This window comes from Mesobacillus jeotgali (genome assembly GCF_900166585.1).
GTDB lineage: Bacteria > Bacillota > Bacilli > Bacillales > Cytobacillaceae > Mesobacillus > Mesobacillus jeotgali_A.
In genome coordinates this window covers 1,060,909-1,082,031 of the sequence record NZ_FVZC01000009.1, presented here as the reverse complement: position 1 = coordinate 1,082,031, position 21,123 = coordinate 1,060,909, and the positions used below count along the sequence as shown (strand labels likewise).

Sequence of the window (21,123 nt, the reverse complement as noted above, 5' to 3'; positions counted from 1 at the left end):
TTCTATAACTAATAGGAATAATTTTTGCCATTAATAAGAAATTATGCAATTGGGCGGCCCCTCTTTTATTCAGATTAATTGGCCTTTCCTAAAAATAAAAAGCTCGGAGAATTTAAAATTCTCCAAGCCTCTAAGTTTCTAAATATTCTTGCACCCTTAACAACTATTTAAATTACTTTACTGATCAGGACTTATCGATATTGATTGTGAATAGGAGTAAATAAATCTTCAGAAGAATTTCTCACAATAGAAAAATTGTCTACATTATAGTGACCGTGAAGAATGGCGTTATGATGAAGAATGATATCTTTTGCGGATAACACTTTAGAGTCTGAAGTCGAATGACCGTCCCCAACTAAGGTGACATCAAGCTGATTAATTGTAGCTGTTCTTACGGCTGTATCAATACAATATTCTGTCTTACAACCCATAATAACCAAATGACCGATCTTATTTTCATTTAGATAATCTTTTAAAGGAGTTCCATAAAAAGAATTTGTAGCCGCTTTATCAAATATCACTGAATCGGAAGGTACTATAATATCCTGGTGGACTTGAAAGCCAGGTCCCTCTCCATTTGCGACATCTATATCTCTAATGAAAATTACCGGAACACTTTCTTTAATAGCGTTATCTACAACAGTATTGATGTTGTTCAATAATCTATCCTTTTCAATAACTCCCTGTTCCACTTCATTTCCTTCTATTAAATCCTGTTGAGCATCGATGACCAATAAAGCTTGATTCATTAGATTCCTCCTTAAAATATTGACTCAGCATTCCTCCGTTTTAACATTCCATAAATATATTCGATAGTTAATACGCTTATACCTTCTCCTGGTATATAACTGACAGCCCTGCAACATCTTATTTTTCACAAATAAAAAACCGACTCATATTGGTTTCATTTGGGCTTATAGTATCTGCTTAAGAACTTCATTTGGATATCCACTCATACTCAATATCCGGCAGATCCTCTTCATTTTCATGACCTCTCCCCACTATCGTGAAACCATTCTTTTCATAAAAACGATGTGCTTTTTCATTAATTTCAAACGTAAATAAAGTTAATCGTCCACATGATTGTTTTTTCGCCCGATCCAGCAAGATTTGTCCAATACCACATCCCTGGTAATCAATATGGATGTAAAGTTGACTGATTTCATTATTGCTATAGGCAATCAAACCGACTACTTCGTCTTCACTTAACGCAATGTCTATTTGAAACTGTTCTGGTAAAAGATGATTTAAAAAATGTATATGATTTTCAAAGCTATGCTTTTCCTTCTGTCCAATAGCTTGTTCCTTACTATTTCGCCACATTTCCACTGTTTGACGTGCATAACACCGGTTATATTCAATTATTTTAAAATTATGTTGTGGCACAAAAATGCCTCCTTAGCGTTTCAGTTATTTATTCTATGTTCTTATTTAATTTAAAATAATTCAACCGATAATAAACATTGGGTGAAAAATGAAATAAGTAAATAGGAAGGTAAAAAAAATGATTAGCAAAGAAGAATTAGTAAAGAGGGCCAGCGCAGTATTAGGCCGGGATGTGAGCAATGAAACGATTATGAAAACCGTTGAATCACTAATCGAAAAGTTGGAAAAAGAAAAGACAAGTTAACAACAGAAAGACCATGCCCTTTAAAATATAATCTTTAAAGGGCTCTTCCCAACTGTGATGGATAAATAGCCGAGACTTAAATTATAGAATCCGCACTGATAATTTAAAGATAGACAGAAAATTCAATTAAACAGCATTATGATCCCCATGTTTGGACACCTTTTTGATATATCTCACTGAACCTGTCCAAGTTTACCTAGGTTTTGACAGCTTTCCTCTATAATCCATTAAACCTGACCGAAGTGGTTCCTGCTTTGGACTGCTTTTCCCTATATCCCATCAAACCTGTCCAAAGTTGTTCCTGCTTTGGACTGCTTTTCTCTATATTCCATCAAACCTGTCCAAAGTTCTTCCTGCTTTGGACAACTTTTCTCTATATTCCTCTGAACCTGTCCAAAGTTGCCCCTTGTTTTGACAGCTTTTCACTATAATCCCTTAAACCTGTCCGAAGTTCTTCCTGCTTGGGACTGCTTTTCTCTATATTCCATAAAACCTGTCCGAAGTTGTTCCTGCTTTGGACTGCTTTTCTCTATATTCCATCAAACCTGTCCAAAGTTCTTCCTGCTTTGGACTTCTTTTCTCTATATTCCATCAAACCTGTCCAAAGTTGTTCCTGCTTTGGACTGCTTTTCTCTATATTCCATCAAACCTGTCCGAAGTTGTTCCTGCTTTGGACAGCTTTTCTCTATATTCCATCAAACCTGTCCAAAGTTCTTCCTGCTTTGGACAACTTTTCTCTATATTCCTCTGAACCTGTCCAAAGTTGCCCCTTGTTTTGACAGCTTTTCACTATATTCCTCTGAACCTGTCCAAAGTTGCCCCTTGTTTTGACAGCTTTTCACTATATTCCTCTGAACCTGTCCAAAGTCGCCCCTTGTTTTGACAGCTTTCCCCTATATTCCTCTAAACCTGTCCAAAGCTGCCCCTTGTTTGGACTGCTTTTCACTATATTCCATCGAACCTGTCCAAAGTTCTTCCTGCTTTGGACAGCTTTTCTCTATGTTCCTCTGAACCTGTCCAAAGTTGCCCCTTGTTTGGACTGCTTTTCTCTATATTCCGTCAAACCTGTCCGAAGTTGTTCCTGCTTTGGACAGCTTTTCTCTATATTCCTCTGAACCTGTCCAAAGTTGATCCTGGTAGGCGCCTTCCTGCATGCATAAAAATTTTCCATTTTGCTAAGGATATTCTCTGTTGGGAATGAATCTGGTGGTGAATTTCGATTGAATTACAATCTTCTGAGGGCAAAAGAAGTTTTCTTTATATTAACATTGTCGACGGGTTTATTTAATCATGTTATTCTCATTCCTTTATTGCTGGAGGCTGCAGGAAGGGATGCATGGTTAAGTGTTATAACTGCGTTTTTCCCTTTTTTGCTTTTTATCTGGATCATTTATTACATTAATAAAAATACCAATCAGGAGAACATATCGGATTGGCTTAAAAAACGTTATGGAAAGTTAATGGCTGCTCTGATTGCGTTACCCTTAATATTGATTCTTTTTGTCCATGCTTCCATTACATTCATTAATACATCTTACTGGGCAGAGATCTATTTTCTGCCGACTACGCCGAGCTTTCTCATTTCATCAGTTCTGCTTATATCTTGTTACTTGCTTTCTAGCAGAAAATTAAAAATACTGGCCATCATGTCTACTATTGTTTTGCCTATGGTCGTTTTTCTTGGTTTTTTTATCATGAGTGTTAATACTACAGAGAAAGATCCTGAATACTTGTTTCCATTGTTTCTTAATGGATATGTTCCCTTTTTCAAAGGGATTTTCTTTTCATTATCAGGACTAACGGAGATTTTTGTCATAATTTTAATTCAACATAAACTTAATCAAAAAATACAATTCAAACAAATATTTTGGTTAGGTGTCGTTTTACTGGGGTTAACGTTTGGCCCGTTGTCTGCGGCTATTATGGAATTTGGCCCTGTTGAAGCAAGAAATTTTGCATTTCCGGCATATGAGGAATGGAAGTTATTAAAAATAGGTGAATTTATCTCCCGTTTAGATTTCCTGGCTATGTTTCAATGGATAAGCGGTGCTTTTTTTCGTATAGGTTTGTTTATGTATATTATCAATCATTACTTTAATAAAAGAAAAAGTAAGTTATTTCTGCCTTTTTTATATTTAATAATATATGGTTTTTCCTTTTTAAAACTGGACACCTATGACATTAATAAATTTCAGTACCTTTATTTCCTTCCCTTTAGTTTAATCATTGTTGTATCTATTACGACGGTATTATTTATTTTAGTTCTCTTATCAAAACGAAGGGAGAAGGCACCTCTTGAAAGGTCATAATCTATTTGAAAAGCTAAAAGCAGAATTTAATAATTGTGACGATGTCATCTTTTCCTCAAGAAGTTACAAGCATTTCTCCATCGAACTCTCTTATTTTGCAAGTCTGGTTGACGTTAATTTTATTGAACAAGTCGTTATATCAAGATTAAGAAAAGCTGAAGGCAGCTTACGTGACTTTACTTTGTTCGTAAGAGAGGAGTTTCTTGTCAAAGATGTTTCTGAGGAATCCATTGCTGAATTGCAGCTGGAACTTTTATCAGGAAGCCTTCTAATTTTTATAGACAAAACGATCTTTGCCTTGAATGTCTCAAAGGTCCCCGCCCGGACTCCGGAGGAATCTTCCATCGAACCATCAGTTCAAGGTCCAAGAGATGGTTTTATCGAAGACCTAAATTCAAACCTGGCCTTGATCCGAAAACGCTTTAAATCTAATCAATTAAAAGTGGAGAAATATATTATTGGCAAAAGAAGCAATGTGACCATGGCGCTTATATATATTGATGACATTGTAAACAAACAGTTATTGGATTCTTTAAAAAATAAGATAATGAATCTTGATTTGGATGTAGTAACAAGTCTTCAGCAAATTGAGAAATTATTAGCAGATCAGCCAAGATCTTTGATGTCAACTTCCGACAACAGCGGCAGGCCTGATTATGTTCTTGAAGCATTAAATCAAGGAAGGTATGCACTTTTGATCGATGGCCAGCCTTTGGCCTCCATCGCACCAGTTCATCTTGCAAACTTAATAAAATCACCAGAAGATTTAAATCAGAATTATTTATATGTCTCCTTTGAAAGAATGCTTCGTCTTAGTTCGTTATTTATTTCTATTCTTTTACCTGGATTTTGGGTTGCTTTGACTACTCATAATATTGATCAAATTCCTTTTCAATTGGTTGCCACCATTAGTGTTTCACGGTTAGGCATCCCACTGTCTACATCCATGGAAATGGTGATTATGCTGTTTCTTTTCGAGCTTTTTCATGAGGCAGGAATGAGACTGCCTCGTTCTGTTGGACAAACAGTATCCGTTCTTGGCGGTTTAATTGTTGGCGATGCCGCAATCCGTTCGGGATTGACTTCTCCATCGATGCTGGTAGTGGGGGGAATAGTTTTTGTGAGTGGTTATACTCTGGTGAATCCCACTCTTGGAGGCGCTGCAACGCTACTCCGCATTGTCCTCCTTTTATTAGGTACATTTTTCGGTATTTTTGGCATTGTAGTGGGAACACTTCTGGTAATTTTTTATTTTTCAACCTTAACATCACACGGTGTTCCTTATTTGTCCTTCTCCTACCCTTTTTCATTATCAAAGCTGGGTGTTTCTTTTTTTAAAATGCCATGGAATATGCTGACCAGAAGAGATGCTTCCTTGAGGCCAAATGATCCAAACCGGCAGGAGGATTAGAATGCGAATTTTAAAGAAAGTTTCACTTGTACTGTTTATCCCTTTTTTAACCAGCTGTGGAGCAAGTCAAAATATTCAAGATTTCACCTATGTAGTAGCCATAGGAATCGACTTTAATAAAGAGAAAAATGAATACGTCATTTATACAATGGCACTCGATTTTTCTGGAGTAGCAAAACCAGAAAGTGCAAAGCCGGCAGAGCCCTCTCCAATTTGGATTGGCCAAAGCTCGGGCAAAACATTAAGCGAGGTAGTCGCTAGCTTACAGAGAAATTCACAGCCTCAACTATACTTACGCCATTTTAAGACGATATTGTTATCGGAAGAAGTTCTTGAATCCAAGTTTTTAGACGTAACTCAGGAAATTGGAAGACTGGATTTTTTTCGTCAAACAAATTTCATCCTGGGTACGAGGGAGCCTATAAAGGATATATTCACGACTCATGGGTTATTCTTTTACCCTCCCCTATACACCATTCTGTTGAAACCACGAAAAGAAGAAAATGAAATCTATCTAAAACATTTCACGTACCGGGAATTTATCGCTCAATACTATGAACCTGTTGCTGCGACCTATGTACCCGCAATAGGAATAGAGGATAAATGGAGTCAAGATCAAACATCCTATAAGAACTTAACCTTTATAGGCGGTTATTTTTATGAAAATCAAACTTACCAAGGGTATAAATCCGTTGATGAAATAAAAGGCATTAGATGGCGTGAAAATGCACCGATGAGGAATACCTATATTCTTGGAGAAAAAGAAGACCCCCATACTGTCGTAAAAGTGAAAACTTCCAAAATGGACATTCGATTTATCCAGGGTAACGGAAGTCCTGCCTTCGAGGTTTCTTTAAAGGGTACCGTAGATATCCTTGAAAGTATTAAGAATGTATCGGAAGTGAAAATAAAAGAAGATATAGAAAAAGTCATTCGGGAAGAAATAAGTCAGAGTTTTAAGGAAGGACTAACAATAAACTCTGATGTGCTGCGCCTTGGTACAGAGTGGTTCAGAAATCACAAAAGCTCATATTTGGACTTTATTAAAAGAAACGGTCCTAATACGTTTTATCTGGATGAAAGCTCACTCAGTAATATAAAAGTCACAATCAACTTGCATTCCACCTATAATTATAAGTTAAAAACCCGCACAAATATTTGGGAGAAAAAATCGATTTACTCAAATTAACGGGTTGAATCTACCTATTCTTTATCGTAATAAGGGCAGTGTCCGCCATCATTTTTTTCTGTTTTTCCACTGTTCTTTTGAAGTAAGTATAACAAAATATTTAAGACCTGCTTTGGACTGTTTTTCTGTTGGACACTGCCTGCCTATTCATTGTTCAACACTTGTGTTTTAAGTATTTTAGCGAATGAAAACCAGAATCAAAATCTTCATCTCAGTGAACTCTATAAATAAAAAACTTCATGGAGGATTGCACATGCCCGATAAAGCTTCCATAACCTCTGCCGAACTAGGGGTTTTATGGCTTACCTATCAAGAAAAAACGATGATAATGCGAATGCTGGAATACTTAATAGAGAAGGCTGATGATGATCAAGCCAAGGATATTATGACTAGTTTACATAAGGAGCTTGAGCTGTATGTCAGTAAAATCATTGAAATTTTCAAACAGGAAGGGGCCGTTATTCCAGTCGGCTTTACAGAGGAAGACGTAATCAAGGATGTGCCGAAGTTATATGATAACGGTTTTGATATTATGTTCGTCAGATTATTTAAGGAAATAAGCATGGGGCTGCATGCCCTAAATATGACTATGACATTTCGTGAAGATATAAATTTGCTGATTGAAGGTCTAACTTCTCTGTCACAGAAGTACTTTAGGATTTGTTCACAGTATCTGCTTGAAAAGGGGCTTCTTGTAAGGGCTCCTTATGTGTCTATGCCAAATTCAGTTGAGTTTGTAAAAAATAAAGATTATTTAAGCTCTAGCGCCCTCAATCCATTGACACAGAAAAGGACGTTAAACACGGTGGAGGTGGCACATCTTCATAAAGCCATTGAATCAAATCTTACAGGTCTTCACATGATTTTAGGATTTGCCCAGTGTGCAAATAATAAAGAGGTTAAGCAATATTTATACGAAGGAGCCGAGCTGGCTAAGGGGATTATTAAGGAATTAAGTGAATTAATGCTCCAGGATAACCTGCCGGTACCCCAGACACCCGGAGGAAATACAACTCAGTCTACTGCCGCCCCATTTTCTGATAAGTTAATGATGTACTGTATCAGTCTTTTTTGCAGTTTTTCTCTGGGAAGCAACTCGCTTGGAACAGCTTTTAGTTTACGTAACGACCTCCCTGCAAAAATGAGCATCTTTACTAAAGATGTATTTGAATATGGCCATAAGGGAGCAAAAATAATGATAAAAAACGGATGGACAGAAGAGCCTCCTCAAATGTCAAGACGTCAACAATAATAGGAAAAACTATGACTGGCTGTTAGGAATTCCTAACAGCCAGTTTGATTTGGGACTAACCCTTTTATTCACGAATCTTCTTAGCGACATTCTCAACCAATGAAGTTATATTTGAATCCCCATGATAACTGACATACATGACTGTTCCTCCCTTAGCAGCAAAAACCTCATTCTTGTCTTTTTCCACATGTACTATTAAACGATCTAAATCCGGATGTTTTTTTTCTATATATTCGTCCTGGCTGGTTTCATAGCTGTATCTTTTAATCAAGTCCGAAACCAGTTCATCCGCCATCGCAGGAATCAAAAGTTCATAGTAATGCGTGCGAATAGCTGGAGAATATTCTCCGCTGCCATCTCCCCATAATTTACCTGGCACCATCCCAGTTTCATCTGATACATATTGTACAGGTGCAAGCGGACTCCAATTAAAAGTGTATCGATTGCCCCAGTCAACATCATCACTCATATAGGAAGGTTCTGGTCGAACTAAATCTGGATTTTTCTCAACATCGTTTAATCTGACAATTGGGACGTTTAACCTACCCTCAGGCAAAGTTTTTGTATCCATTTTTACAAGTTGTGTTAAGGGAATGATCGCACTCATTCCCACCACCACTGTAAAAAGATAAGCAACGGCTGTATGTATGCGGTGATGCTTTTTCCAAGGAGCATGATGGTCAATCGAATTTCCTTCAACCAGGTTTTTTCGCAGTTGACGAATAGATAAAGCTGCTTGCAATGAGTGATAGGCAGTATATCCCAAGAAAACGGCTGTGATTGTCTGCTGAATGGCTGAGCCTTCTATCATCATCAGAGTTGGCGTACCATCAAGAAACCATATGGAACTCAACATTCCAATTATCATAATCATCGATATAATAACGAGAACTGCATTCCGTGCCAATTTTCCATCCAACTCTTTTAATGTATAGGACTGCTCAGCTGGATCGGTATGCAGTTCCGGAGCATTCATCTCGACAGGCGAAGAAAAAACGTGAAAATAGGTATAGCTGGTTACGTAATCCCACCCATTTTCCGCATATATCTCAACTTGTTCAGCAGGAATCTTCTTTTTATTGGAAACATCAATTCTATATCTCATGCTTTGTGGTTCACCTTTTACAAACTTGGCAAAATGAATCCCGACCTTTTTCAGATGGAGCCCCTGAGCCGCCATGTCTGCAAACCAGCTTTCATGCTCACCGATTCTCCAAAAATCACGAGGACGAAGCTTATAGACGGTTTTACTCATTCACTTCTCCTCCTCAAGTACCTTGCTGTCTTCAATCAAAGCTTTCAACCGGCCGTACTCAGTGCGCAACGCTCTTTCGCCATCCCGGGTAATTTGGTAGGTCTTTCTTCTGCCATCATTCTCAGCTATTGAAATCAGTCCGTCCTTTTGCATTCGTGTCAGTACACCATAAAGTGTGCCGGGACCCATATTGACTCTGCCATTCGAAACCTCAGCAATGGCCTGCATTAGCTGGTATCCATGATTAGGCCTCAATAATGCCAGCAACACATAGTACATGGCTTCAGTCATCGGACCTCCGGAAAATGCCATGGTTACACCCCTTCCACGTTATTATGTATAACGATATATCGCCTAACATAATTTTACTATAAATACCAAAAACTATATATAAAGAATCACATGATTCTTCCCGTGCTATGGCTGGAGACAAGGAAATAGAGCTCATAGCCCCTACCAAACTTCAAAAAGTATCCTTATCATGGATTCTTATGGAACATGGAATTGCATATAAGTGTAAATAGTGGCTAAATGGAGCCTTATAGAACTTGAATTACTTACATAAGGGTGTGATTAGAGCTTAAATGGAGTCTTATGTAACTTGAACTCCTTACATAAGGGTGTGATTAGAGCCTAATTGAAGTCTTATGGAACGAAGAATCACTACATAAGGGTGTGATTAAAGCTTAAATGGAGTCTTATGTAACTTGAATTACTCACATAAGGGCGTAATTAGAGCTTAAATGGAGTCTTATGGAACTTGAATTCCTCACATAAGGGTGTGATTAGAGACTAAAGGGAGTCTTATGGAACTTGAATTACTCACATAAGGGCGTAATTAGAGCTTAAATGGAGTCTTATGGAACTTGAATTCCTCACATAAGGGTGTGATTAGAGCCTAATAGGAGTCTTATGGAACTTGAACTCCTTACATAAGGGTGCGATTAGAACCTAATTGGAGTCTTATGGAACTTGAATTACTCACATAAGGGTGTGATTAGAGCCTAAAAGGAGTCTTATGGAACTTGAACTCCTTACATAAGGGTGCGATTAGAACCTAATTGGAGTCTTATGGAACGAAGAATCACTACATAAGGGTGCGATTAGAACCTAAAGGGAGTCTTATGGAACTTGAACTCCTTACATAAGGATGTGATTAGAGCTTAAAGGGAGTCTTATGGAACGAAGAATCACTACATAAGGGTGTGACGACTCGCCCCAAAATAATCCTAAAGCAATGGGAAACCACCACGAAAGGATGTGATTACTCCCTTAATGGCATCTATGGAAGGATCATTATCATCATCATGAGAAACGGAAAAACACCATAGGGAAATCGATACTACGTCTTCAATCGAATGGGGCAAAAATCGTCTAACCACATGAAATCTTCCCGTGCTTAAAGGAATCAGTTTTGTTGAAGTATGACCCCTGAGAAACTGCCTTTCAATACTTCTTTTTCATTCTGGTTCCTACATGAAAATGTGGCCAAAATAGCTGTCCGATTTTTCTCCTGGCTTTCATATTGTTCAATTATCACTTCACAGCTGATTGTATCTCCTGTAAAAACAGGTCTTAGAAACTCAAAGACCATGTTCCGCGCTAGAACGTTGTTATCTCCACCCACTTTCGTTGGCAGGGTTGCTGTTAATAATCCCTGGACAACAACTCTTCCCTGTTTATCAGGTGTAATGTGGTGAATTCCTTCATCGCCTGATAGTTCTGTAAAAAGTTCTACATCCCTTTCTGTAAAAGTCCGTTGAAATGTTATCATATCCCCAACTTTTAATGTCATATAACTTCCTCCAGTAATTAGCTGTATGTTTTTTTAAAGAATTTTATAATAATAAATCGGGGTATTCAACTATCTTTTCAATATAAATAAAGGCTGTTTTCGTAAAGATTGTTGTTAAAATCCAAAGCCGATTTTAACGTGATAAAAGGCATTTTGCAGGTCGGTATTAAGTTGGCAAGCTCTTTTCTCTTAATAAGCGAAAATTTTGTGAAGAAAATTTGGTAATTCCATCCTATTTTGTATGCAATAGCAACAAATTTTGAGAAGAGAGCCTAAATAAAAAAGAGCATGTTCTGATATTTTATCAAAACATGCTCTTTTCTTATTCAAATAATTAGGAGATTACATATCTAAGTCAGTGAATGCATAAGGCAGCAATTCTTTTAAAGCCAATTCTCGGATTTCTTGCTTGTCATTGGTTAAGTAGACCGGCATATCTGGTGAACAGAATTCTACCATTACCTGTCTGCAGATACTGCATGGCGGAAGAAAATCGACCGTATCTCCAGACACAGCGATTGCCTTGAAATCACCTTTCTTGTAACCTTGGGCAACGGCCGTAAAAATAGCTGTTCTCTCAGCGCAGTTCGTGGCACCGAAGGAAACGTTTTCAACATTGACTCCATTAATCACACTGCCGTCTTTCAGAAGCAATGCTGCTCCAACAGGAAATTTAGAATAAGGCACATAAGCATTCTTTTTTGTCTCACGTGCACTTTCCACTAATTGCTCTTTGTTCATTTTCATCATTCCCTTTCCCACAAGAATGAACTTTTAACAGTTCCCTATACGCCAACAAATAGTTGGCAGGACTTTTAATATAATACTTTTGCTAATTTTTTGTCAATATTAAATTTCTTAATAAATATTCTATTTGCTTTCAAAAGTATCAAAACAATCTTCTAACACAGTGGACGAACCAATTAGACTCATTTATGACAAAAAGAGCACAAGTTAACCTTGTGCTTCTCATGACCGATTGTATACTTTCAGTTTTCCCCGCAATATGCTTAACTGTTTCATTAACTGTTCATACTCTTCGTACTCAATATTGCAAAGTTTCAGCTCTGCGGCTATTTTTTGCACGATATCTTCCTTTTGTTTTATGGCTTTTTGGAGCAAGATGATTGATACTTTCCTTTCATCCTCAGCCGAACGCTCCCTCTTTAGCCACCCATTGGCTTCCATCCTTTGAATCATAGGTGTCAATGTGCCCGTTCCGAGGTTTAATCTTTCACCCAGCTCTTTAGCACTAAGCCCATCCTTCTCCCAGAGTGCTAATAAAGCGAGATATTGAGGATAGGTGAGCCCGAAGGAATCCAGAGCTTTTGTATAAAGTTTTGTAAACTGGCTTCCTGCCTCGTAAACTGCAAAACATAGCTGATTCTCCAATGTTAGTAAATCCTTCAAGTAACTCACCTTTCCTATAATTAAAGTAATTCTTTAATATCGTTCTTTATCTTTTCAGGCTCAGTAGTTGGAGCATAACGTTTAACCACTTGCCCGTTACGGTCAATAAGGAATTTAGTGAAGTTCCATTTTATATCCTTCGTCAATACCCCGCCTTTTTGTTCTTTTAAAAAAGCAAAAAGTGGATCTGTATTCGGACCATTAACATCAATCTTTGCAAACATTGGGAATGTTACACCGTAGTTCAATTGGCAAAACTGAGTGGTCTCCTCAATATTGTCATACTCCTGGTCGTTGAACTGTCCACAAGGGAAACCCAGAATTTCCAACCCTTGTTCCCGGTACAGGTCATAAAGTTCCTGAAGGCCTTTAAATTGGGGAGTCAAACCGCATTTACTAGCAGTATTGACAATCAGCACTGGTTTTCCTCGATATTCACTTAAAGATTGTGAATCTCCATTTGTCTTTTTAACAGTAAGATCATATAAAGTTTCCATTATTGAACCTCCTCAAAAGAGTTTAAATCGTGTACGATTAAATCGTACCAGATATTAAAAAATAAATCAAAGTTAAGGTCATAACTAAAAAGCACAGGTTATATGCCCTGCGCTTCGTTGAATAATCGTTACAATAAATTCTTTCAAGGTCTACTGGTCACTCGGTATGGTAGATTCCTTTGAAACCTCCATGCTCCAGGAAATGATTGTTGTACTGTCTCTTACATTATTGTTTTTAATCTTTTCCAACATCGAACCAACAATCCATTCATGATCACTGACTTCATTAAAGGAATCATAAATGCTGGATGGCTTTGTATATGGTTCATTGGGACATTCAATTAAACCATCGGTGGTCATGAATATTCGATTCTCTCCCTTTCTTAACTCCTTTATGCCAGTACTATAACAGGGCACTTGCTGTTCAAAAGTATTGACCTGTCCGACCCATTCGTAAAATTGTCTTTGATTGGCCTGATACTGGCCTAATGCAGCGAGCTCCTGGTGAAATAAATAGAGCACACAATCTCCAACTGAAAACCACCAAACATACTTATCCTTCCTGACAACAATTAAACAAGCAGTCTCCCCGGAAACATTTCGGCAAGAAGATAAGAATTCTTCAGATTGGAACATGGTTAATATCTTCTCTTCAATCCTTTTAAAAGTTAGCTGATTTGTCGCCAAAGATAATAGATGTTTTAAATCATGTTGCTCCTTTTCAAACTGTGCAACGATCAGTTCTGCACTTTCCGCTGTTTTATGGGCATCAAGGATAATCGCAAACTCCCAATCTTGCTGCTCATTAAACCATACCAAACATCCATCTTCATTCTTATATTGTCCAGCGCTGGAATTGCCGCCAAAACGCCCAATCACAATTTTTCCAAGCTTAAGGGTATGGGGCTGATCAATGAAAGTCTCGTGGTTCCCTACCCAGCTGAAGTCATATTTTCCATTACTCATAGGTTTTGCTCTCCAGATAAGACTTGATTCGTTTGCAAAGCGCTATAACATCGTCATTGTCCCCCATTGGCGCATTTTCCCATTCGTATACTGCATTCGGACCCCAGAATTCCTTAGGAGTGTTCGGGTATCGAGGAACCAGATGCATATGCAAGTGTGGAACCGCATCCCCCAACACATAAGAATAGATATGTTCTGCATTCTCGCTTTGCATGAGAGCTTCACTTACTCTAGCCATCATCATGCCAAACGCTTTTGCCTCCTCCATGGTCATTTCCCCGAGAGTTGGAACATGCCTCTTCAAATCAATCATAATATGGCCTAAATAATTCGGGTTCCCATTTCGGTCAATATGACCAACATAAACAAAATCGTCCTCATAAATCTTTATCCCTGAAGTTTCTATATTGCCAGTGTGTTTACTGCAAATAAAACAATCGTTCACGAAAAAACACCCCGCTTATTTATATTTCTAAAAGTATAATATAATCGCTGGAAGATTGGTATATTTTTCAAGATTTCGAATTGCTTTTTTATCACCGCCACTCTTTTATTATTACTGTGGTCCTGGTTATCATTAAAGTTCAGGTCACTGTGCTTCTCTGAAAATCCATTCAATTTGCTTCAAAGTCTAGCACGGTGTAAAGAGGAAAATAACGACAGTATCGCTAAAAAGAGGAAAATAAGTGACTTTGTTGAATACTTTTAGGAAAGTACGAAAAGACAGGTAAACTGCTCATGCAAAATTACTATGAATCAACTATTCCGCTATCAAATAAACGAAAACTATCATATACAGGCTATGGGGATACAAATCAAAACACAGTGATCTTCTTTCACGGATTTGGTTCCTCTGTTCATGCCATTCATCCTGATACAAACATATTGGATAAATACAATATACGTTTTTTCGCAGTTAACCGACCTGGTTACGGTGACTCGGATATAGAGTTGAATTACTCAATGGAGGATTACGCTGATTGGTTAAATGAATTCCTTATCGCAAAAGGTATTCAAAAGGCCACTTTTATTGGTTGGTCGGCTGGCGGATTGTACAGCCAAGTTTTCACAGACAAATATCCAGAGAAAGTCGCATCCTTGAACTTGGTCAGCAGCGCTATTCCTCTAAATAGTGATGAAACAAAAAGTCTTCTACCCGGTACTTGGAAAATGATCAGGAATATGAATAGGTACATCCCTTTTATGACAAAGTTTTATTTTAAAAGTCTTAGTAAGAAAGTATCTAAAAACCTGGATTCTGTTATTCAAGAGTCCATCCAACAGATGGTGGATGAGGATAAAAGAGTCGTAAATGATCCCGTCATACAGCCGCTATTATTAAAGGTACTGTAGAAGGTTACCGTAATAGCGGGAATGGTGTATATTATGATGCTCTTGCATTGTGTAAAAAAAGCGCAAGATCGGAGAATCCAAGCTTTAAAGGCCATGTACATATATGGCAGGGTGGCGCAGATACAATCTGGACTCCAGAAACTTCAGATTACCTTCGAAAAAAGTATGCTAATTCCACCTATAACTTTATTGAGGACGCAGGTCACTTATTATATTTATCTTATTGGGATGAAATTCTTAAAAAGTCTGTAAGCTAAACTCAATCCACAATTTTCAATTAGAAAAGGTGTCAAATATGAATTTCACTCTAACAGTAGACGAACCCAATTTAAAAAGCTCTGAGAAAATCATCAAGAGAGTCGCGGTCAGGGCAGTAATTACCGAAAACAATCTTATTCTTCTGGTTCAATCCAATAAAGGAGATTATAAATTCCCTGGTGGTGGACTGGATGTTAACGAAAGCCTAGAGGAATGCCTGAAGCGTGAAGTGAGTGAAGAAACCGGATATACCCATTGCATTGTCAAAGATAAGCTCGGCAAAGTCATTGAACGGAAAACGGATGAATATGAAGAACTTGCATTATTTGAGATGACATCACATTATTATGTGTAAGCTGGCAACAAAAGAAAAAGATTTGCAGCAATTGGATGAGTATGAAGCGATACTGGATTTCACACCCAAGTGGGTCACAATAGAGGAAGCAATCAGACAAAATGAAATCCTCATTGAAAAACTTGAGCAAAATACCTGGTTAAAGCGTGAGACCCATGTATTAAAACAGTTAAAAGACATCTGCGCTTTATGATAAAAAAATAATAGGAAACCTGCATTAGATTCCGCAGGTTTCCAAGGAAAAAGATAAGGCTATTTATTGCTCATTTTTTAGAAGGCTATAAACAATCAAGTCCTCATAATGATCGTAAAGATATTGCCCTTCCCTCTTAATTCCTTCATTTTTAAAACCTAACCTCTCAGGAACACCCTGACTTTTGGTATTATTAGCGGCGCATTGGATTTCAATTCTATTAATAGCATACGTTTCGAATAGCTCTTTAATAAGTCTCTTCAAACTGGTTGTGATGACTCCTTTTCCTTCACAATTCTTTGAAAGAAAATAGCCAATGCTTGCGGCTCTATTTGCCCATTCAAACTGGACGCCAATCATGCCAACAAGATCGCCATTATACCTGATTGCCACATCAAATCCTTGATTATTAGCCAGGTTTTCTAACCAATACTCGATCACTGGCACCATATCTGCCGATGTATTTCTTTTATCAACCCATAATAACCATTTTCTTAGATGTTCCCGATTGAGATCAATCAAATTGAAGATTTCTTCTGATTGATGTTGCTGCAATATTTCCAGACTTATTGATTCATTCACTTTGTAACTAAACATTCTATTTTTATCCCTCACAATTTAAAAACTATTTCTTGTCCCCTTGAATCCCAAGTTTTAAGTCTCCATCATTCCACATATGGCTCTTCACTTAAATTCAACACATTAACTGTTTTTCCTTCTTCACGAAAAACGTAAGTCTGGCTAATTGAGGGGTACGCCTAAAAAGGCAGTCCTTTTTTACATAAAAAAGAGCCTGCCACACTGGCAAGCTCACGATTTTATGATAATTCTTTTTCCGTCTTTAATCTTAGAGGTGCTACTTTGCCGTAAAAAACTATTCCGCTCGCCAGAAGGATGACTCCAAAGGTGAAGGTCTTGATATCCGCAGTCCCAGCAATGATAACCCAGATGGAATATACAGTTGAAAGCAATGCAATGATTCCGTCAGTAATCCTAGATGCCATCTTCGAATAAGTCTCTCCAGTAATCACAAGCTTTAGCTGGAAAACAGAAGAAATAAAATACGGAACAAGATAGGCTAATGTGGCAATGAAAATGATAAAATCAAAAGCATTAGAAATGGAATTAGAGATTGTAGAGAAAACAAACAGCTGTCCCAATAGATTCGTTATAACTAATGAGTATACTGGCAGTCCCTTCTTATTCTCTTTTAGGAATGAAGGGAGGAAGAGACCTTGTCTAGCTGCCTGGTACGGCACCTCTGCGCTTAACCATACCCATCCAATGGTTGAACCGAAAAGGCTGATCAGTCCCAAAATCGCGAGGATTTGGCCTCCGACTGGCCCCATTACCGTTTCAATTGCATCAATCAGCGGTTTTTCAGAAGCAATCAGCGTCTTTTGATCTAGCATCCCCATTACCAGCATACTGATCCCGATGTAAATCGCCAGAGCGATCAATAATCCCAGAACTGTAGCACGTTTTACATCTGCTGGGCGTTTTGCCCTTGAAGCAAAAACGATAGCAGACTCAACCCCGATAAATGCCCAGAGGGTAGTGATGGCTGCGCTGTTAATCTGCCCGTACAGTCCAATTGTATTTCCAGCTTCATCGAAGCGCGGTGCTGAAAACGGAAGAATATTCGCTTTTTGAAAAGCAAATAATCCAATAATGATAAATAAGAAGAATCCGATAACCTTTGCAGCTGTTGCAGCAAAATTCAGCTTACCTGCATGTTCCATTCCAGATAAAATGATGAAATGGGTTCCCCATAATAAAATGGTACAAACAATGAAGGTCATTAAATTCCCTGTTGTAACTACATTATTTCCAAAAGTAAATAGTTCAGCCTGGCTAGTTAAAATAGGGAAAAATGTTGAAAGATAACTCGCAAATGTAGTGATGATTGCTATATTACCTGCAAAGTTTCCAATCCAGTAGCCCCATGACGCCATGAATCCTGAAAGAGTTCCAGCATGAGAACCACGGGGGAACAATTCCTTTGCATAAATTTGCGGTCCGCCCGTAAGATGGGGCTTTCTTAATGCGAGATTGCCAAAGACCAAGGCTGTCATCAAAACACCAAATCCAGTCAGAAGCCATCCAAGCAAAACACCGAGCGGGCTTGCTGCTTCAGAAAGTGAACGAGGAATCATGAAAATTCCCGAACCTACCATATTCCCAACTACCAGGGCTGTCAGAATCCAAACCCCTAATTTATTTGATTGACCCAAGATGATCTACTCCTTATAGTTCTAAAATTTAATTCAAAATTTCATTTATCAGCATTCCCTGATAAATAAAAAACACACCAATGCAATAGCGAATTAGTTGTTGGTAAGACAAAAAGAGACAAACAATTTATATATCCGAATTCAAAACAGTTTATTTCATTTAGATGAATCTCTAAACGTGATGTTTTGTTTTCCTGTTTTAGAAAATCCCCCAGTCTCAACTTAGTTGAAATTAAGTATAAATATCCATAAGCCTAGGTAATCATACATAAGAATCTACCATGTTGTCAAAGAGAAAATTTTACCTTGTTAAAGCACTAAAAACTATGATTCTCAACATTAGAAAAAATAATGTTATTTACATGAATTTCATAGAACATCTATAATTAAAAAGTTGGATATATAGATAGGAGTGGAGATTTTCGTGCAAGATTTTATTATGAATGTGTTGGACTGGCTGTCAGGACTTGGCTATCTCGGTATCGCCATCGGATTGATGCTTGAAGTAATTCCGAGTGAAATCGTCCTTGGGTATGGCGGATATATGATTTCTGAGGGTACAATCGGCTTTGCCGGTGCGGTAATTGCGGGTACCATCGGAGGAACAGTCGCCCAACTGTTTTTATATTGGCTAGGCTATTACGGCGGCAGGCCAGTTTTGGAGAAGTACGGTAAATATCTCCTGATTAACAAGCATCATATTGACTTATCCGAACAATGGTTTAAAAAATATGGGCCAGGGGTTATTTTTTCCGCCAGATTCATTCCGGTTGTCAGACATGCCATCTCCATTCCAGCAGGAATTGCGAGAATGTCCTTTGTGAAATTTACGCTTTACACCATCGCTGCAGTCATTCCATGGACAATGTTCTTTCTATACTTAGGTATGGTTCTTGGTGAAAACTGGGCTGGAATCAAGGATGCAGCCAAACCTTACATCATTCCAGTTGCCATCATTGCATTAATTGCCGGAATCATTTATTTCCTTTTAAAGAAAAAAAATAAGCGTTAAGTTTTAAAAAACTGCGAGAGGCTGTCAAATAGCAATCATTTTGACAGTCTTTTTTCTATTTCTTGCATCGTAGAATAATTGGTCAATGAAAGCATGGAAAGTATCCCGATAAGCTGTCCTTTTATAATTTACTGTCAAATTGCCTTTGTAGTATGATTAAATTATCTTTAGAGTACCTAAACATTTGACCATCTTTCTTTCCATGCATATTCATGTTTTGCAGGTTGAGAGGAATTTCTGGATTTTGTCGTAAATTTGTTGCTTGGTCACTTTAACTAAAGGAATTAGTGCTAATTTAATATTATTTGAACTAGAGAAATGGTTTTTCTAAACTTCTAAGGAGATAATTCCAACAATGACTTACATAAAACGTGGAACACGCGAATTTAAAATGGTGAATTTTGCTTTGTTTGCAGGCGGCTTCTGTACCTTTGCTCTGCTTTGGGGCACTCAGCCACTGCTCCCTGATATCGCAAATGAATTTCATGTTTCCCCTGCCGTATCAAGTTTAACTCAAACATCTGCGACAATAGCATTGGCTTTCAGCCTGTTATTTGCTGGTTCTTTATCGGAAATATATGGACGCAAAAAAATAATGACCATGTCTCTGGTTGCATCATCTCTACTTTCCGTGTTAATAGGGTTTGTCCCTAATTTCAATCTGCTGATTGTCACGAGGATATTACAAGGAATCACACTTGCCGGGCTTCCAGCAGTAGCAATGGCTTATTTAGGAGAAGAGATTGAACCAAAAAGTTTAGGGATGGCAATGGGATTATACATTAGCGGTAATTCTATAGGGGGAATGGCTGGACGTATTTTAAATGGAATATTAACGGATTACTTTAGCTGGCATGTAGCATTAATGGGAATTGGATTGATCAGTTTACTTGGAACGGTTATTTTTTGGTTACTCCTCCCTAATTCATCTCATTTTGAACCGCAATCCTTTAAAATAAAACAATTTACGACCAATTTACTCAGTCATTTAAAATCACCCGGTCTTGTTTATATCTTTTTAATAGGATTCTTATTATCTGGAGGCTTTGTTTCCCTATATAACTATATCGGATTTGATCTCATTAAACCTCCTTATTCACTTAGTCAAACATTGGTTGGATTCATTTTTATCGTATATATTGTTGGAACTTTAAGTTCTACGTGGATGGGAATGTTATCTGATCAATACGGCAGAGGGAAAATTCTGCAGCTCTCGTTAATTATTTTTTTCTCAGGAGTTTGCATCACTTTAATTCATGATATTTGGCTCAAGATAATAGGCATTGCGGTCTTTACTTTTGGATATTTTGCCGGTCATTCTATTGCAAGCAGTTGGGTGGGTAAATTGGCTTCCAACAATAAGGCTCAAGCAGCCTCTCTATATTTATTTTGCTATTATTCAGGGGGAAGTATCGGAGGAACAGCCAGCGGAACATTGTACAGTCATTTTGGCTGGTTGGGTGTCGTTGTGATGATTTCATCCCTTGCTATCATTGCCTTCATCATTTCGATTCGCTTAGGGGCAATTTCAAATGAGAGAATTGAAGTTTTCCCTCATAAAGTTTCATAAAAATAACAAAACCCTCGAAGGTTCTTCGCGTACAAAACTAAATTAGCACACTTCTTAGCCTTCCAATTGCAATAGTGGATGGCTTTTTATGTTGAGATAGTAAGGAAATTAACAGCGTCCCTCTCCCTTTTTGACTGAATGGTAATTTGGTTGCAAGCCTGGTAACTTTTAAGGTGAACTGTAGTTTCCATCAAAAAGCAATTTAAATTAACATATTTCCATTTATAACATTTTAAGATAAGAATTTATTAATTTATGTGGAGGCAAATTCCCTTTACCACCTAATTAACGTTTAACTTGTATTACATTGAAATATTAATAAACTGGGTATAAAGCACTTCCTTAAATAAGGATTCCCATGTTTCGTATCTGTAATGCTTTTCTTTCGCCTCTCTCAATAAATAGCACTATAATAAGGTAGAGACTGAAAATTC

Annotated in this window: 22 protein-coding genes; 10 read left to right on the top strand and 12 right to left on the bottom strand. The window is 37.7% G+C overall.

What is annotated here, in order from left to right; all coding sequences use genetic code 11:
- Positions 1-191: 191 nt before the first annotated feature.
- Together B5X77_RS15495 and B5X77_RS15490 are read right to left on the bottom strand one after the other, a co-directional pair.
- Positions 192-749 carry an isochorismatase family protein gene (locus B5X77_RS15495; protein ID WP_079508867.1) on the bottom strand — a complete coding sequence of 186 codons (558 nt, stop codon included), beginning with the start codon at positions 747-749 and terminating at the stop codon, positions 192-194.
- A gap of 187 nt (positions 750-936) precedes the next feature.
- A complete protein-coding gene (locus B5X77_RS15490; protein WP_079508866.1) occupies positions 937-1,386 on the bottom strand; it encodes a GNAT family N-acetyltransferase in 450 nt (149 codons plus the stop codon).
- Between the two features lie 118 nt (positions 1,387-1,504).
- Here B5X77_RS15490 and B5X77_RS23790 point away from each other — a divergent pair, with 118 nt between their 5' ends.
- The 5 genes from B5X77_RS23790 to B5X77_RS15470 all read left to right on the top strand — a co-directional run bounded on the left by B5X77_RS23790 (position 1,505) and on the right by B5X77_RS15470 (position 7,791).
- Positions 1,505-1,630, top strand: a complete 126-nt coding sequence (locus B5X77_RS23790) for a hypothetical protein (RefSeq protein ID WP_257391823.1) — start codon at positions 1,505-1,507, stop codon at positions 1,628-1,630.
- Positions 1,631-2,850: 1,220 nt separating this feature from the next.
- A complete protein-coding gene (locus B5X77_RS15485) occupies positions 2,851-3,939 on the top strand; it encodes a GerAB/ArcD/ProY family transporter (protein ID WP_176167335.1) in 1,089 nt (362 codons plus the stop codon).
- Positions 3,926-5,350, top strand: a complete 1,425-nt coding sequence (locus B5X77_RS15480; protein WP_079508864.1) for a spore germination protein — start codon at positions 3,926-3,928, stop codon at positions 5,348-5,350. The genes B5X77_RS15485 and B5X77_RS15480 overlap by 14 nt, the downstream gene beginning before the upstream one ends.
- Position 5,351: 1 nt before the next feature.
- Positions 5,352-6,539, top strand: a complete 1,188-nt coding sequence (locus B5X77_RS15475) for a Ger(x)C family spore germination protein (protein WP_176167334.1) — start codon at positions 5,352-5,354, stop codon at positions 6,537-6,539.
- 253 nt (positions 6,540-6,792) lie between these two features.
- Entirely contained in the window at positions 6,793-7,791 is a 999-nt protein-coding gene (locus B5X77_RS15470) for a DUF3231 family protein (RefSeq protein WP_079508862.1), read from the top strand.
- 64 nt (positions 7,792-7,855) lie between these two features.
- On the opposite strand, the gene B5X77_RS15465 is transcribed toward B5X77_RS15470, so the two are convergent.
- From B5X77_RS15465 to B5X77_RS15430, 8 genes are all read right to left on the bottom strand, one after another.
- Positions 7,856-9,046, bottom strand: coding sequence for a DUF2812 domain-containing protein (locus B5X77_RS15465; protein WP_079508861.1), 1,191 nt, complete (start codon positions 9,044-9,046; stop codon positions 7,856-7,858).
- Positions 9,047-9,358, bottom strand: a complete 312-nt coding sequence (locus B5X77_RS15460) for a PadR family transcriptional regulator (protein WP_079508860.1) — start codon at positions 9,356-9,358, stop codon at positions 9,047-9,049.
- A gap of 1,096 nt (positions 9,359-10,454) precedes the next feature.
- Positions 10,455-10,841 carry a hotdog family protein gene (locus B5X77_RS15455; RefSeq protein ID WP_079508859.1) on the bottom strand — a complete coding sequence of 129 codons (387 nt, stop codon included), beginning with the start codon at positions 10,839-10,841 and terminating at the stop codon, positions 10,455-10,457.
- A 342-nt stretch (positions 10,842-11,183) separates the two neighbouring features.
- The gene (locus B5X77_RS15450) at positions 11,184-11,582 is read right to left on the bottom strand and encodes a cytidine deaminase (protein ID WP_079510256.1); all 399 of its coding nucleotides are present in this window, start codon (positions 11,580-11,582) and stop codon (positions 11,184-11,186) included.
- Between the two features lie 228 nt (positions 11,583-11,810).
- Complete coding sequence (locus B5X77_RS15445; protein WP_079508858.1) at positions 11,811-12,251, bottom strand: MarR family winged helix-turn-helix transcriptional regulator; 441 nt, start codon at positions 12,249-12,251, stop codon at positions 11,811-11,813.
- A gap of 20 nt (positions 12,252-12,271) precedes the next feature.
- A complete protein-coding gene (locus tag B5X77_RS15440; RefSeq protein WP_079508857.1) occupies positions 12,272-12,748 on the bottom strand; it encodes a glutathione peroxidase in 477 nt (158 codons plus the stop codon).
- A 150-nt stretch (positions 12,749-12,898) separates the two neighbouring features.
- A complete protein-coding gene (locus B5X77_RS15435) occupies positions 12,899-13,714 on the bottom strand; it encodes a protein phosphatase 2C domain-containing protein (RefSeq protein ID WP_079508856.1) in 816 nt (271 codons plus the stop codon).
- Positions 13,707-14,159 (bottom strand): HIT family protein, encoded by a 453-nt coding sequence (locus tag B5X77_RS15430; RefSeq protein WP_079508855.1) that lies wholly within the window; start codon positions 14,157-14,159, stop codon positions 13,707-13,709. The genes B5X77_RS15435 and B5X77_RS15430 overlap by 8 nt, the downstream gene beginning before the upstream one ends.
- Positions 14,160-14,452: 293 nt before the next feature.
- On the opposite strand from B5X77_RS15430, the gene B5X77_RS15425 reads away from it, so the two are divergent.
- From B5X77_RS15425 to B5X77_RS23780, 3 genes are all read left to right on the top strand, one after another.
- Complete coding sequence (locus B5X77_RS15425) at positions 14,453-15,067, top strand: alpha/beta fold hydrolase (protein WP_079508854.1); 615 nt, start codon at positions 14,453-14,455, stop codon at positions 15,065-15,067.
- Positions 15,068-15,362: 295 nt separating this feature from the next.
- Entirely contained in the window at positions 15,363-15,680 is a 318-nt protein-coding gene (locus B5X77_RS23785; RefSeq protein WP_257391822.1) for an NUDIX hydrolase, read from the top strand.
- Complete coding sequence (locus tag B5X77_RS23780; protein ID WP_257391821.1) at positions 15,673-15,873, top strand: hypothetical protein; 201 nt, start codon at positions 15,673-15,675, stop codon at positions 15,871-15,873. The genes B5X77_RS23785 and B5X77_RS23780 overlap by 8 nt, the downstream gene beginning before the upstream one ends.
- Positions 15,874-15,936: 63 nt before the next feature.
- Here the strand turns inward: B5X77_RS23780 and B5X77_RS15410 are convergent, their stop codons facing one another.
- Together B5X77_RS15410 and B5X77_RS15405 are read right to left on the bottom strand one after the other, a co-directional pair.
- Positions 15,937-16,470, bottom strand: a complete 534-nt coding sequence (locus B5X77_RS15410; protein ID WP_079508852.1) for a GNAT family N-acetyltransferase — start codon at positions 16,468-16,470, stop codon at positions 15,937-15,939.
- A 221-nt stretch (positions 16,471-16,691) separates the two neighbouring features.
- The gene (locus B5X77_RS15405; protein ID WP_079508851.1) at positions 16,692-18,107 is read right to left on the bottom strand and encodes an amino acid permease; all 1,416 of its coding nucleotides are present in this window, start codon (positions 18,105-18,107) and stop codon (positions 16,692-16,694) included.
- Positions 18,108-18,546: 439 nt separating this feature from the next.
- Here B5X77_RS15405 and B5X77_RS15400 point away from each other — a divergent pair, with 439 nt between their 5' ends.
- Positions 18,547-19,119: an undecaprenyl phosphate transporter UptA gene (locus B5X77_RS15400; RefSeq protein WP_079510255.1), complete on the top strand. Its 573-nt coding sequence runs from the start codon at positions 18,547-18,549 to the stop codon at positions 19,117-19,119.
- Between the two features lie 355 nt (positions 19,120-19,474).
- Entirely contained in the window at positions 19,475-20,689 is a 1,215-nt protein-coding gene (locus B5X77_RS15395) for an MFS transporter (protein ID WP_079508850.1), read from the top strand.
- The last annotated feature ends 434 nt before the right edge of the window (positions 20,690-21,123 follow it).